At 43.9% G+C, this 14,307-nt stretch carries 10 protein-coding genes; 7 read left to right on the top strand and 3 right to left on the bottom strand.

Translation table 11 applies throughout. The features are described 5' to 3' along the window. The first annotated feature begins 162 nt into the window (after positions 1-162). Entirely contained in the window at positions 163-2,112 is a 1,950-nt protein-coding gene (thrS, locus tag G500_RS0121650; protein ID WP_035758418.1) for a threonine--tRNA ligase, read from the top strand. Between the two features lie 220 nt (positions 2,113-2,332). On the opposite strand, the gene G500_RS0121645 is transcribed toward thrS, so the two are convergent. Further along, positions 2,333-3,073 carry a M50 family metallopeptidase gene (locus tag G500_RS0121645; protein WP_027004057.1) on the bottom strand — a complete coding sequence of 247 codons (741 nt, stop codon included), beginning with the start codon at positions 3,071-3,073 and terminating at the stop codon, positions 2,333-2,335. Positions 3,074-3,367: 294 nt separating this feature from the next. Here G500_RS0121645 and phbB point away from each other — a divergent pair, with 294 nt between their 5' ends. The 4 genes from phbB to kdsA all read left to right on the top strand — a co-directional run bounded on the left by phbB (position 3,368) and on the right by kdsA (position 8,550). Then, positions 3,368-4,192: an acetoacetyl-CoA reductase gene (phbB, locus tag G500_RS0121640; protein ID WP_245574523.1), complete on the top strand. Its 825-nt coding sequence runs from the start codon at positions 3,368-3,370 to the stop codon at positions 4,190-4,192. Positions 4,193-4,913: 721 nt separating this feature from the next. Next, a complete protein-coding gene (pckA, locus tag G500_RS0121630; RefSeq protein ID WP_027004054.1) occupies positions 4,914-6,530 on the top strand; it encodes a phosphoenolpyruvate carboxykinase (ATP) in 1,617 nt (538 codons plus the stop codon). A 181-nt stretch (positions 6,531-6,711) separates the two neighbouring features. Continuing rightward, positions 6,712-7,626 carry a lysophospholipid acyltransferase family protein gene (locus G500_RS0121625; RefSeq protein WP_086048005.1) on the top strand — a complete coding sequence of 305 codons (915 nt, stop codon included), beginning with the start codon at positions 6,712-6,714 and terminating at the stop codon, positions 7,624-7,626. A gap of 108 nt (positions 7,627-7,734) precedes the next feature. Next, entirely contained in the window at positions 7,735-8,550 is an 816-nt protein-coding gene (gene kdsA / locus G500_RS24600; protein WP_342664620.1) for a 3-deoxy-8-phosphooctulonate synthase, read from the top strand. Between the two features lie 112 nt (positions 8,551-8,662). Here kdsA and G500_RS0121615 read toward each other — a convergent pair whose 3' ends face one another. Both G500_RS0121615 and G500_RS0121610 read right to left on the bottom strand, forming a co-directional pair. Beyond that, positions 8,663-11,602, bottom strand: a complete 2,940-nt coding sequence (locus tag G500_RS0121615; protein ID WP_027004052.1) for a DEAD/DEAH box helicase — start codon at positions 11,600-11,602, stop codon at positions 8,663-8,665. Between the two features lie 156 nt (positions 11,603-11,758). Next, entirely contained in the window at positions 11,759-12,379 is a 621-nt protein-coding gene (locus G500_RS0121610) for an OmpH/Skp family outer membrane protein (protein WP_161626180.1), read from the bottom strand. Between the two features lie 130 nt (positions 12,380-12,509). Between G500_RS0121610 and G500_RS0121605 the strand changes: the two genes are divergently transcribed. Further along, positions 12,510-13,907 (top strand): flippase, encoded by a 1,398-nt coding sequence (locus G500_RS0121605; protein WP_051204031.1) that lies wholly within the window; start codon positions 12,510-12,512, stop codon positions 13,905-13,907. Positions 13,908-14,089: 182 nt separating this feature from the next. Beyond that, positions 14,090-14,307 (top strand): transposase family protein (locus G500_RS24595; protein ID WP_027001836.1); only part of this gene is annotated, 218 nt, incomplete at its 3' end.

Raw genomic sequence — 14,307 nt, 5'->3', positions numbered from 1 at the left:
GCATAGCTGGGACAACGTGATGCGTTGTCCCTACATTGGTAGAAAATCCTTTGTCTTGCCTGCCCTGCTTCCAAAAAAATCCTTACCTTTGTTTTTGGTTTTATTATCTAAAAAGGTCATCTAAAAAAGTACCCATGCTTTGTATCCATGGGTGAAAAGTTTATGCAAACGACACAAGAAATCAAGGTTTCGCTACCTGACGGTTCTTTGCGCCCGTATCCGCAGGGAACTAACGCCCTCGATGTTGCTAAAAGCATCAGCGAAGGCTTGGCAAGAAATGTATTAGCCGCTGAGGTCAATGGTCAAATCGTCGACCTGACGCGCCCACTGCCTGCACAAGCCACTTTGAAACTCCTGACCTGGAACGACGAAGGCGGCAAAATGGCTTTCTGGCACTCTTCGGCGCACCTTTTAGCAGAAGCTCTCGAAGCGCTCTACCAAAACGTAAAATTTGCCATCGGTCCGCCCATAGAAAATGGCTTTTACTATGATGTGGATTTTGGCGGCGCACCTTTTTCTTCCGACGACTTGCCCAAAATAGAGGCAAAGATGGCAGAATTAGCCAAACAAAAAAGCGATTACATTCGCAAAGAAATTTCCAAAACGGAGGCGGTTGCTTATTTTACCCAAAAAAATGACCCCTACAAGCTCGAACTTTTAGAAGGACTCGAAGAAGGAAGCATCACCTTTTACACACAAGGCAATTTTACCGACCTCTGCCGCGGTCCGCACATTCCCAATACGGGTGCGATTAAAGCCGTCAAGCTCACCAATGTAGCAGGCGCATACTGGCGTGGCGACGAAAAACGCCAACAGCTAACGCGCATCTATGGCATTTCCTTTCCAAAAGAAAAGGAATTGAAAGAGTATTTGGAAAAATTGGAAGAAGCCAAAAAACGCGACCACAGAAAGTTGGGCAAAGAGTTGGAACTCTTTACTTTTTCCGAGCGCGTAGGTTTAGGCTTGCCACTTTGGTTGCCAAAGGGTACGCTTTTGCGCGAAAGGTTAGAACAATTTTTGAGAAAAGAGCAAATCAAGCGTGGCTACGACCCTGTTGTTACGCCTCATATTGGGCATAAAAACCTCTACATCACTTCGGGGCATTACGAAAAATACGGTGCAGATTCCTTTCAGCCCATCAAAACCCCTGCCGAAGGCGAGGAGTTTTTCCTCAAACCAATGAACTGCCCACATCATTGCGAGATTTACAAGTCGCGCCCCCGCTCTTATCGTGATTTGCCGTTGCGTTTGGCAGAATTTGGCACAGTCTATCGTTACGAACAGTCGGGCGAACTGCATGGCTTGACGCGCGTTAGGGGCTTTACCCAAGATGATGCGCACCTTTTCTGCACCCCCGAACAGGTGAAAGAAGAATTTAAAAATGTCATCGATTTGGTCTTGTATGTCTTTAAAGTATTTGGTTTTCAAGACTATGAAGCGCAGGTTTCTTTGCGCGACCCCGAAAATAAGACCAAATATGTAGGCAAAGACGAGCTTTGGGATTTAGCCGAAAGGCAAATCAAAGAAGCCGCCGAAGAAAAAGGACTCAAAACGCGCATAGAGTATGGCGAGGCAGCCTTCTATGGTCCCAAATTAGACTTTATGGTGCGCGACGCTTTGGGTAGAAAGTGGCAGTTGGGTACGATTCAGGTAGATTACAACCTACCCGAACGCTTCGAACTCGAATACATGGGTTCAGACAACAAGCCCCACCGCCCTGTTATGATTCATCGTGCGCCTTTTGGTTCGATGGAGCGTTTTGTGGCGATTCTGATAGAAAACACAGCGGGCAATTTCCCCATTTGGCTTGCGCCCGAACAGTTCACGATTTTGCCTATTTCCGAGCGTTTTCACGATTACGCACAGCAAGTTTTGCGCCGTCTGAAAGCCCAAGACCTACGTGGCTCTATTGATGAGCGAGGCGAAAAAATTGGTAGAAAAATCCGTGATGCCGAAGTTGCCAAAACGCCTTACATGCTTATTGTAGGCGAAAAAGAAGCCGAAGAAGGCAAAATCGCAATTCGCAAAAAAGGCGAAGGCGATTTGGGTACGATGTCCATAGATGAATTTATCCGCTACTTTATCGAGGTAGTAGATAAAGAATTGGCGTAGTTTTTTGTAGGGACAAGGCATTGCCTTGTCCTAATTTTGATTGAAATAAAAACGGGTTTTAAGCCAAATTTTATTTCGTGTCAAATTCTCTCAAAATGCTTTTTTAAGGTTCTAACCGTTGCAACAACGTCAAGACCAAAACTAAAAAATCTAACCCCACCAGAGGGGTTAGATTTTTTATCATTCGATTTTTTAGTTGGCTCTCTCTAAAAAGCGGTGCTTATCCCTTTCTAAAAGCAACCCAAAGACTGACCAAAAGCAGCAGGATAGCGAAAATGGAAATCAAGCCTCCCCAGACCCAATAAGGTAGGAAGAGTTGGTCTGCAATCGCGGCAGTATCGGAAAGATGTACCGCGCCGCCTACGTGGGCTTTATCTGAAAACATATAATCTACGCTCATATACATGCTTGCCCAAGCCTGTATGCCTAAAAATTGCACCATAAAAAAGCGAAGTCCATCTTTGCCCTTTACGGCAATGGTGATGATGGCAGCTCCTAAAAGGGTCATGATGCCGAAGCCAAAAAGCGAGCGCACCCAGATAAGTACCGAAAGTAAGATAAAGCCCCCTAAGCCTAACAAGCCCGCTTTTGCCCATTTGCGTTTCTTTCCTAAAATGATGAGCAAGACCCCGAAAAGGGCAGGCGCAATAAGTCCGCCTGCGGCAGTGGCAGCCCTTCCCAAGCGCGAGCCTTCGGCTAACGAGCTATAAGCTACGCCCGAACCATTGGGATACAGTTCTAATTTGTGGAAAGTGCCGCCTACCAACATTGCCGTTAGTCCATGCCCCATTTCATGAAACCAAGTTCCCAAAATGGTGAAAGGATAGAGGATAAATTGCCCATAAGGGACGTTCCACAGAATAATCGTGAGCAAGCCTGCCCCTAATAAAAGGAGCATAGAGGAGGCATTTTCTTTTTCTTGAGGCGAAAGGTTTTTGAGGTCTGATTGGGAGGAGTGCATGAAGTTAAAAATTGAGGTGAAATAGGGCAGGTAAAGATAACACGCAGCCGCTTGTTTTCAAAAGGCTTTTGGTGGCTTTCCACTTCTACAACGCCAAACCCTAAGGGTTTACAAGGTCATAAACTTTAATTTCTAACGCAGGCGAACCAAATAAGTTTTCCTAAAAGCGAAGTAGGAAAGCGGAAAAAGGGCTTCCTGCTTTTTCTATTTTCTGATTTTTAGGACTTTTTGCAGCACAAAATCGGTATATTTATTTGAAAAGAGGCTAAATTTTAATTTTTTCCCGCCTTTGGCTTGCTTTTCCCAAAGATTCTATTAGTTTTGTATCTGCTTAATCCTTATTTTCATATCGGCAAACTTCCCAACACAATGGATAACAACAAAGAAAAAATGGTCGCCTTAGTTACAGGTGCAACAGGTGGCATTGGCACATCAATTTGCAAGAAACTGCACGACGAGGGCTATATCGTAGTGGCGCAATATCGCAGCCGCGACAAGGCTGAAGAGTGGAATGAAAGCCTCAAACGCGACGGCTATGATTTGCCTTTGGTAAAAGCTGATGTGTCCGACTTTGATGCCGTAACCAAAATGTTTGAAGAAATCAAACGCAGAGTAGGCACAGTGGATATCTTAGTCAATAATGCAGGCATTACGCGCGATGGCAGCTTTCGCAAGATGTCCTTCGAGCAGTGGAAAGATGTCATCGATACCGACCTAACCAGCGTCTTCAACTGTTGTAGAATGGCGATTGAAGACATGCTCACCAGCGGCTATGGCAGAATTGTCAATGTTTCTTCGGTCAATGGGCAGCGTGGGCAGTTTGGACAGGTCAATTATAGTGCCGCCAAAGCGGGTATGCATGGGCTTACCAAAAGTTTGGCTATGGAAGTAGCCCGCAAAGGCATTACGGTTAATACCATTTCGCCCGGCTATATCGCAACCGATATGGTGATGGCGGTAAAGGAGGAAATCCGCAACCAAATCATCGAGGGGATTCCTGTGGGCAGATTGGGTACGCCCGAAGAGATTGCGCACTTAATCGCCTATCTTGCCTCTGATATGGCAGGCTTCGTTACGGGTGCAAACTTTGCCATCAACGGCGGACAGCACGTTTATTAAGCCTTTCGGATAGCCTATCCCAATAAAAATCCTCTAACAGAGTTTGCACAAACTTTGTTAGAGGATTTGCATTTTTGTTTGCCAGAGGGTCAAGTAGCTAACTTTTACTACGCTTTCGCTACCGTTCTTACCTTGTATGGGACAAAAGCCTTTTGCGCGGTCTAAATTTTGGGCTTTTTGTCTTGCAGGGTTTGGTATTGTTAAAAGTTTCGTAACTTTGCGGTAGAAAACTGCCTTTGTTTCACATTTTGTATTTGACGATGCTCTCCGCAATTTGCGCCTTCCGTTTTGCCACGCTCAAAATACAGACTCTTGATATTCAGGAATTTGGCAGGGCTTTGTGTGCATATACGGCTTATCAGCAAGCAACTTATAGCCTTTTTGCGAGCGTTTGTGCGGTGCTGCTTGCTATAAAAGTAGCGGACTCAACATTTTTTCCGACTCTGCGTACAAAAAGACAAAACTCCGAAAAATCAAAAAAATCAAACTCTTTATACGAAAAGTATAAAAAAAATCTTCTTCGTCTTTTCCTATTGCTTCCTTTCCAATGGCGTTTCTTTCGTAAGGAAAAGAGGCGGCAGAAAAAACGTAGAGAAAATTGCCCCACTAAGCCGCAGTTCCTTTTCAAAGGGCTTCTTGGGGTGGTCTGTCCATTTGTTAGCCAACGCATTTCTACCCATTCCCATAAAATCGTTCCAACAACTCATTATCACTTCAAACAATGCAAGAACAAGGAGTCAAATCTGCCCTTAGCGGCATAGCAGAGTTAGGTATTACAGAGGCTGCCAAGGTGTATTGGAATCTATCGGCTGCCGAACTGATTGAAAGAGCAGTCCGTAGTGAAGGCGCAACTCTGACCGACACAGGTGCTTTGATGTGCGATACGGGCAAATTTACAGGGCGTTCTCCCAAAGACCGTTTTATCGTCAGAGATGCCAAAACCGAAAATACCGTTTGGTGGGGCGATATAAACATTGCCTTCTCACCTGAAAAGTTCGATGCTTTGTATGAAAAAATGATACAGAGCTTAAAAGGCAGAGAGTTGTTTGTGCGCGATGCCTTTGCAGGGGCAGACCCTGAATATCGCCTCAATATTCGTGTGGTCAATACCACAGCTTGGGCAAATCTTTTCTGCAACAACCTCTTTATGCGCCCGACGGTGGAAGAGTTGAAGGCACACAGACCTGATTTTACCATTATCCAAAACCCCGACTTTTTCGCCGACCCTGCTGTAGATGGCACACGACAAGGCAATTTTGCTATTATCAATTTCACGCGCAAAATTATCCTTATCGGTGGAACTGCCTACACAGGCGAAATGAAAAAAAGTATTTTTTCTATCCTCAACTACCTCTTGCCGCAGGAGCGTGGCGTGCTTTCTATGCACTGTAGCGCAAATATTGGACAAGACGGCGATACGGCTATCTTTTTCGGGCTTTCGGGAACAGGCAAAACAACGCTTTCTGCCGACCCTAACCGTCCCCTTATCGGCGACGACGAACATGGCTGGACAGACAAAGGGGTTTTCAATTTCGAGGGTGGCTGCTATGCCAAAGTAATTGATTTGACCGAGGAGAAAGAACCCCAAATCTGGCACGCCATCAAATTTGGAACGTTGGTAGAAAATACGCGCTTCTATGAAGGCACGCGCCAAGTGGATTATACCAATAATAGCGTAACCGAAAATACACGCGCTGCCTATCCTATCCACTACATCGACAACGCCGTAGAGCCTTCCGTAGGCGCGATTCCCAAAAATATCTTCTTCCTAACCTGTGACGCTTACGGCGTTTTGCCTCCTATCTCAAAATTGAGCAAGGGACAAGCCATGTACCACTTCATTTCGGGCTACACCGCCAAAATCGCAGGTACAGAAATGGGCGTTACAGACCCACAAAAGACTTTTTCCGCTTGCTTCGGTGCAGCCTTCCTGCCTTTGCACCCTACCAAATACGCCGAAATGCTTGGCAGAAAGATGGAAGAAAATAGCGTCAATGTTTGGCTTGTCAATACAGGCTGGACAGGTGGCGGACATGGCGTAGGCTCACGCATGAAATTGCCCTTTACACGTGCTATGATTACGGCTGCCCTCAACGGAAGTCTGGAAAAGGTAAGCTATGAAGAACACCCCATCTTTGGCGTTCAGATGCCTACCACTTGCCCCGAAGTGCCTACACAGATTCTCAATCCGCGCAAAACTTGGGCAAATCCTGCCGATTACGACCAGCAAGCCAACGCCTTAGCCAACGCCTTTGTCAAGAATTTCGAGAAATATGCAGATTTCGCCAACGACGAAATTTTGGCAGGCGCACCCAAAGCTACCGTAACGCAGTCGTAAAACCTTCTTGAAGGGGCTTTCAAAATCTTCTTTTGAAACCCTAAAAAACCCGCCTTAAAAAACCCTAAGCACCTGCAAATGCTTAGGGTTTTGTCGTAAAAAGCGTATCTTTGTAAAAAAAAACGGCGCGAAAAGCCTGCCATTTCCCAAACAACAGACTTCAAAAAATACCTACTTTTTTATGAAAACTCCTGACGAGCCACAGCCCCAAGCCAACGCCCGCAATTCCAAAACCTTTAGACGTAGGAAACTTTTTTCCGCCCAAAGGCAGCGAAAAAAAGGCATCTGGGGCTACCTACCGCACATCAAGCTCCCCAAAACCAAGCTCAAACTTATCAGAAAAGACCCCTTCGGCAATATCATTATCCTCAAACGCGCCCTTATCGGTTTGGCGGGGCTGGCTACTTATAGCCGCTTCAATATCATCAACCAAATGAAAGTAGTGGGCGCAGAGCATCTTTTAGACCTGCCTACCAAAAATGTACTCTTTATCTCAAACCATCAGACCTACTATGCAGACGTAATGGCACTCTACCATATCTTTTGCAGCGTCAAATGGCGTTTTACCAACATCAATCTGCCAATTTATCTCTTCCTGCCGCGCGTCAAAACTTTTTATGTGGCTGCCGAAGAAACCATGTTGCAAAGTGGCTGGCTGCCGCGCATCTTGTCTTATGCAGGAGCGGTTACGGTCAGAAGGAGCTGGCGAGCCGCAGGCGAAGAAGTGCAGCGCGGGGCAGACCGAAATGCGCCCGATAAAATCAAACAAGCCTTAGAATATGGCTGGGTCGTAACCTTTCCACAAGGCACTACCAAAGCCTTCGCGCCTGTCCGAAAGGGAGCGGCGCACCTGATTCACCAATTCAAGCCCATTGTCGTGCCTGTCGAAATAGACGGTTTCAGACGTGCCTTTGATAAAAAAGGACTCTTTTTCAAAAAAAGAGGCGTGCAGCTTTCTGTAACTTTCAAAAAGCCCCTTCAATTTACCGAAGAACATTCTATTGCCGACATCCAAGCCTTCATAGAAAAGCATGTAGGCATCAACAAAGCACCCCAAACGCTGCCCCACCAACAGAAAAAATTTGGCGTAGCTTAAAAGTGCCGCTACAATCGTTTGCGATGTCGCTGGTATGATGTCCTTGTTATGATGTCATTTGTCTGGGCGCAGACAGCGGCAAAAAATTCTCTCTTTTTCTAAAATGATATGATGCCATTATTTGAACAAATTAAAAATCGCCCTTTCGTACTTTCAGGTCCTTGTGTGATAGAAAGTGCCGATTTGCTTTTTGAAGTAGCCGAAAAAGTGAAGGCAATTTCCGAAAAGTTAGGTTTTGTTTATATCTTCAAAGCCTCTTTTGATAAGGCGAATCGCACCTCTATTCATTCTTTTCGAGGGATTGGGTATGAAAAGGGCTTAGAAGCGTTGGCGGCGGTGAAGGCGCGTTATCAGTTGCCGATTGTTACCGATATTCACGAATCGCATCAGGCTGCCGAAGTGGGAAAAGTGGCGGATATACTGCAAATTCCTGCTTTTTTATGCCGCCAAACCGACCTTTTAGTGGCGGCTGCACAGACAGGGCGCATTGTCAATATCAAAAAGGCACAATTTCTTTCTGGAAAGGACATGCGCTATCCTGCTCAAAAGGTGGCTGATTCGGGCAATACCCAAATTTTGCTCACCGAGCGAGGCAATGCCTATGGAAACAACGATTTGGTAGTAGATTTTCGAAATCTTATCGAAATGCAAACTTTGGGTTATCCTACCGTCATGGACATGACCCATGCGGTGCAGAAACCGGGCGGCGCAGAGGGCAAAAGTGGTGGCAATCGCTACTACGCGCCTTTTTTCGCAAAAGCCGCCGCCGCTATGGGAGTACGTGGTTTTTTTGTAGAAACGCACCCCAATCCCGACAAAGCCCTTTCCGACGGAGCTAATATGATTGCCCTCGATGATTTAGAAAGTGTTTTAGCGCAAACCCTCGAATTTGTCTATTTGGCAGAAAGGCAGCAAAAAGACTAAGACGATAAAAAAATCAAATTTTGGGTAGGGACAAGGCAACGCCTTTCGGAAAAGGCAGTGTCTTGTCCCTAATTTTTGAAATTGATAGAAAGGACATTTGAAAAATGAAAACCTATCCCAAAAGAGCCTCGATATCGCCTCTGCCCAAACGCTTGACAAAGTTTTCCTCAATCGTGATAAGGTCGTCGGAAAGTGCCATTTTTTCCTGTTGCAGGGCTAAAATCTTTTCTTCTACGCTATTTTGCGTAATAAATTTATAGACAAAAACGCTATTTTTTTGTCCAATTCTATGCGCCCTATCTATCGCCTGTGCTTCTACGGCAGGATTCCACCAAGGGTCTAAAATGAAAACATATTCGGCAGCGGTAAGATTAAGCCCTACGCCGCCTGCTTTGATAGAAAGCAAAAATACTAAGGTATCTTTGTCGTTCTGGAAGGTTTCCACTTCTTTTTGGCGGTCTTTGGTGCTACCATCTAAGTAGGCATAACGCACTTTTTCGCCATCTAAAAGTTCGCGCATAAGGGTCAGATGCTTTACAAATTGGCTGAAAATCAATACCTTATGACCTTCGCTTACTACCTCTTGTAGCTTTTCCCAAACGGCTTCCATCTTACCCGAAGAATGTAGATAGGTAGGGTCTGTTAGGCGCGGGTGATTGGCAATCTGGCGCAAAAGGGTAAGACCCTGCAAGAGTAAAATTTGAGAGGCTTGAATCCCTTTTTCATCAATCTCGTGTAAGATTTTGTTGCGAAAGGAAGATTTTGTACTTTCATAAACTTGCTCCTGCTCGGTTGTCATGGGGCAGTATTGTAGATTTTCTATCTTTTCGGGCAAATCTTGCGCTACCTGCTTTTTGGTACGGCGCAAGATAAAGGGCTTGATAATGGTCTGTAATTTTTGCAATTTCGCCGCGTCGTTTCGCTTTTCTATGGGCAGTAAAAATTCTTCTCTAAAAAAGCTCTGATTGCCCAAAAGCCCATGATTGACAAAATTCATTTGCGACCAAAGGTCTAAGGTTGTGTTTTCTATGGGCGTACCCGTCAGGATAAGTTTGTAACGCGCCTTCAATTCGCGCACTGCACGTGCCGTATGCGAGGCAGGATTTTTTATCGTTTGCGATTCGTCTAAGATGATGTAATCAAAATAAAAGTTTTTGAGCGCGTCTATATCAATACGCGCAATGCCATAAGTGGTCAGGATAAGGTCGTATTGGGCAAAATAAGAAATGTCTTTATTTCTATCTGTTCCTGTATAAGTACAAACTTTTATGTCGGGTGTAAACTTTTTTGCTTCTACTGCCCAATTATAGAGCAGGGAAGTAGGCATCACAAGGAGCGAAGTGGCTTTCTCGTTGCGCTCGCGAAATTCCTGCAAAAGGGCTAAGGTCTGTACGGTCTTGCCCAAACCCATGTCGTCTGCCAAGCAGCCGCCCAAGTGGTATTCTTGCAAAAAGCGCATCCAATTATAGCCCGCCTTTTGATAGGGGCGCAGTTGTCCTTTGAAGTTTTGTGGCAGCGGATAGTCTTCAATCTTTTCAAAATCCTTTAAAGATTCTAACTTCCTACTCATCACGACAGAGGCTAAATTTCCCTCCTCTAATTCCTTGACTAAGGCAATGTGGTGTTTTTGTAGGATATGTTCGCTTTCTTCGCTAATATGTTTGGCTTTTTGTATAAAGTTAAACAAGTCGGTGTATTGTGCAAACCATTCTTGCGGAATGACGGCAATTTCACCATTGGGCAGGCGATATTCATTTTGTTTCTCTAAAATCAAATTGCGCAACGCCAGAAAGGGAATCTCAAACTCTCCGAAATAGACTTTGGCACGCACATCAAACCAATCTCTATTTTCTTTAAATTCTAAATTTATTTTAGACTTGCCTAAGAAAAATCGCTTCTTTTGGGCAGGCGACTGCAATACTTCCATCTGATACTGCTCAAAAATGTGCCGTTTCTGATAAAGCCATTCGAAGCCTTCTTGGTAGGTGAAGATGATTTTGTCGTTGTAGAAGTTTTTGTTTTCGGTAGAAATGCTTTTAATGATTTCTTTTTCTAATTTTATCTGTCGTCTAAATTTCCTGAAAACATACTGCTCCTCGCCTTTTTTTTCCAAAACTACACTATTTTGTTCATTGTTTTCTACCCTTGTAAAGAGCTTATCGCCATATTTGAAATAGAGTTCGAAGGTGAGATAATCGTGGCTCGAATCGCTATTTTGTCCGCCAAAAAGTGCCACTGCCGTCTGGGTATGCACTTCCATCTTCAAAACAGGATTGAGCGCAACTTGCTCGTCTATGATTTTGAAGCCTTCGGCATGGACATCATATTGTGAAATGAGCGGCGCAACAAATTTCTGATAATATTCACTTTCCAAATTTTTTGGAATGACGATAAACTTTTTCTGCAAAAAGGGTTTGAGTTTATTGCCATCTACATGCTTTTCAAAATGGTACAAAGTATCATCTAAAAGCAACCACGCGGGCTGTGTGCATATCAAAAAAGCATCTTTGCGCTGCCTAAATTCCAGCTTTTTCCCGTCGTATTTTATCGTGGGAAAGTAATGCGTATTCTCCTGATTTTTAAAAAAATGAAACAAGATAGAAGCAGGCGTTTCTGCCATCTTGATAGGCTTGTGTGTGGGATTTTCGTTTCCCATCACAAAAATTAGTTTGCCTTTTAATTTGCTTAGTATTTGGGCTTTTTTATCTTCTACAAATTGGGCAATCATTTTTTGCAAATTCGTATCGCCCTTTTTGGGGTCATAGACGCGAAAAAAGAAGTCAAAGCTATATTCCCTACGGTTGCGTTGGGCAAATTTCCGAAAAACCGCTTCCCCCTGAATCGAGTCCATTAGGGCAATTAGCTCGAAATCTGTTTCGGTTAGGCGTGAGGCGAAATCTTTGGCATTGCGAGAGGAAATGTTTTGATACGCCAAAGTCAGCCTATTTTGCCCATCTAATTGCACAACAAAGGACTCAAAAAGATAACCCAAATATTCGTGATGAAAAAGGGCATATACAATTTGGAAAGGTTTATTAGGAAAAACGTCCATTATAGTTGGTTCAAAATTCTAAGTAGTAAAGTCGCAGGAAACGCATTTTTGAGCGGATAGGAAAGGCAGACACAAGAAGACAAGCACAGGCAGGAGGGATATAGAACTAACAGTTTTTTGAAGGCTGTTAGTTCTACAAAGAGTCGTTTTATTTAACTACTGTGCTGTTTGGGTGCTATCCTTTTCAGACTTGAAGGCAGCGTTCAAACCGTCCAATACAGGAATGGTAATGTCCATTTCTGGTTCAGCGTATAAAATTGCCGAGCCTTCCTGATAGCCCAATACGATATTATAGCCGCGTTCTTTTTTATAGCCTTCTAAAAATTTCCAAATGCGGCTATACACTTCTTGCAAATCCTTTTGGTTTTGTGCCAAAATCCCTTCTCTACGCGCTTGAATATCGCCTTCGAGGTTTTGCTGTTTTTGTTGGAATTCGAGCTGTGCTTTCTGCATCTCAATTTCAGAAACTAAGCCTGCTTGTGCGCGTTTGGCGAAGTTTTCGTATTCGCTACGCAAATTGAGTTCGCGCTCCTGTATGCGTTTGGCAAAAATTTCTTCTTCTTTGCTCAATTTATCTTTGCGCTCTAAATAATAGTCGTAGCGCATTGCCAAAGTATCGATGTTGACGTAGGCGATTTTTGCCCCCGAAAGTGGTGCAGCGGCTTCTGTGTTCGTGTTGGCAGTGTTGTTGTTGGCTGGGGAGGTGGTTGTATTTTTATCACAACTTGCCAACATAAAGCCAAAATAGGCAACCAAAAGAAGGTATCTTTTTTTCACTTGCTTGAAATTTGAGGTAAGAAAGTATAAATTGACCGCAAATATACAACTTTTCATTTGTCTTGCATTGCGAATGGCTATATTTGTGCGTCTATTCGCTACCTGCTCTTTCAAACCCAAATAAAATCGCTTGAAATCGCCAACACAAAAGCCCATTTTGGCACTTATCAAAGAAAAAATAAGCTCTGCCGCCTTTCGCCGCTATTCCGAACAGACCCTTTGGCTGCTGCTCGAAAAAGTAGTGCGCCTTGTTTTGGGCTTGGGCGTGAGCATGTGGCTGATGCGTTATTTGGGGGTAGAAGCCTTTGGCAAATTGAGCTATGCGCAGAGTTTTGCAACCCTATTCCTGCCTTTGGCAACTTTCGGACTCACCGATATTATCACCAAAGAACTGATTTTGAGGCGATTTTCAGAGGGACAAGTCTTGGGAACTGCCTTTGCCTTGCGCTTGCTGGGGAGTTGCCTATTTATAGCCGCCTCAATAGGAATAGGCTATTTCTATGAACCACAACAAGAAAAATTTGCACTTATTTTTATCATTGTCTTTGGCTATTTTTTTACTTTTTTTGATGTAACCTTATATTATTTTCAGTCGGAAGTGAAAAGTGCAGTCGTGATGCAATTACAAATTTTTGTCTTTGTTTTGATTTCTATTTTAAAAATAAGTTTTATTTTTTTAGAAAAATCTCTATTCTTTTTCGCAATCGCTACCGCTTTGGAAACGGCGTTTAATTCACTTGTTTATTTTTTGTATTATCATCTGAAAAAGAAGAAAGATTTAGATTTAGATAATAAGCCGTTGGATTTGGAAATAAAAACAGCCATTACTTGGCAGTATGAAAAAAAATTGAGTCAGCATTTTGTAAAATTGGCTCTGCCGCTGCTTTTGAGCAACGCCCTGATGCTGATTTATATGCGTACCGACCAAATTATGATAGAATATTTTTTGACCGATACCGACAATGGCAACTATGCGGCGGCAGTACGTATTAGCGAACTCTGGTATTTTGTGCCGATGTCTATTGCGGCGGCGGTCTTTCCTGCCATTTTGCACGCCAAAAAAGAAGCTCCCCAACGCTACCAAAAACGACTTCAACAACTCTTTGATTTGATGGTTTGGCTGGGAATTTCTGTGGCTTTCGCTTTGAGCCTAACTGCCACTTGGCTCATCAAACTCTTTGCAGGCGAGGCGTATTTGGGCGCAGTGGGGAGTCTGCAAATTTATGCTTGGGCAGGCGTTTTTGTATCTTTGGGTACGGCAAGCGGCAAGTGGCTCTATGCAGAAAGTTTAGAAAAAATTGTCTTTTTCAGAACCTTATTAGGAGCTTTGCTCAATGTAGGGGCTAATTTTTTCCTCATTCCGCTTTGGGGCATAGAAGGGGCAGCTTGGGGGTCGCTTTTTTCCTTTGCCTTAGCCCATGTCCTGAGCAATGCTTTTCACCCTTTGTTGCGTCCGCTTTTTATGCTACAAATTCGCGCTTTCTTACTACCTTTGCGTTTTTGGGGCGTTTTTGTCGTGAAAAAGTAAAAAATGCGGCGGCTCTGAAAAGTAGGGGATTGTTATAACGGTCAGAAGGTCAAAAAACGGGGTTTTGTGCTTCGCTCAAACCTGCTGAACCCCCACCCTGCCCTCCCCCCATAGGGCAGTGATGTTAAGTTCTGTAAAAAAAGCTATCTTTGCATTTTCTACTGCGAAACAAAATTTGGTTTATGGACTTTTCTCTCTTTATCAGCCAAATGCAAGACCCTCGTCGTCGGGTCGGGCAACGCTATCCGTTTGATGCGATGATGTGGATGATATTTCTAAGCATTGCTTGTGGTTATGAAAGTAGCCGTAAAATGGCATCTTTTTGTAAAGCTCAAGAAGATTTGTTTGTTCGGCATTTCAAGCTAAAACATGGTGTCCCCAGCCATGTAACCTTTCATAG

Source organism: Hugenholtzia roseola DSM 9546 (genome assembly GCF_000422585.1).
Classification (GTDB): domain Bacteria; phylum Bacteroidota; class Bacteroidia; order Cytophagales; family Bernardetiaceae; genus Hugenholtzia; species Hugenholtzia roseola.
This window is presented reverse-complemented; position numbering and strand designations above follow the sequence as displayed.

Excerpts from the sequence above, each read along its gene's own strand:
- G500_RS0121645 (WP_027004057.1), bottom strand. The coding sequence starts at position 3,073 with ATGCACTCCTCCCAATCAGACCTCAAAAACCTTTCGCCTCAAGAAAAA.
- G500_RS0121615 (WP_027004052.1), bottom strand. The coding sequence starts at position 11,602 with ATGGACGTTTTTCCTAATAAACCTTTCCAAATTGTATATGCCCTTTTT.
- pckA (WP_027004054.1), top strand. The coding sequence starts at position 4,914 with ATGCAAGAACAAGGAGTCAAATCTGCCCTTAGCGGCATAGCAGAGTTA.
- kdsA (WP_342664620.1), top strand. The coding sequence starts at position 7,735 with ATGATGCCATTATTTGAACAAATTAAAAATCGCCCTTTCGTACTTTCA.
- thrS (WP_035758418.1), top strand. The coding sequence starts at position 163 with ATGCAAACGACACAAGAAATCAAGGTTTCGCTACCTGACGGTTCTTTG.
- G500_RS0121625 (WP_086048005.1), top strand. The coding sequence starts at position 6,712 with ATGAAAACTCCTGACGAGCCACAGCCCCAAGCCAACGCCCGCAATTCC.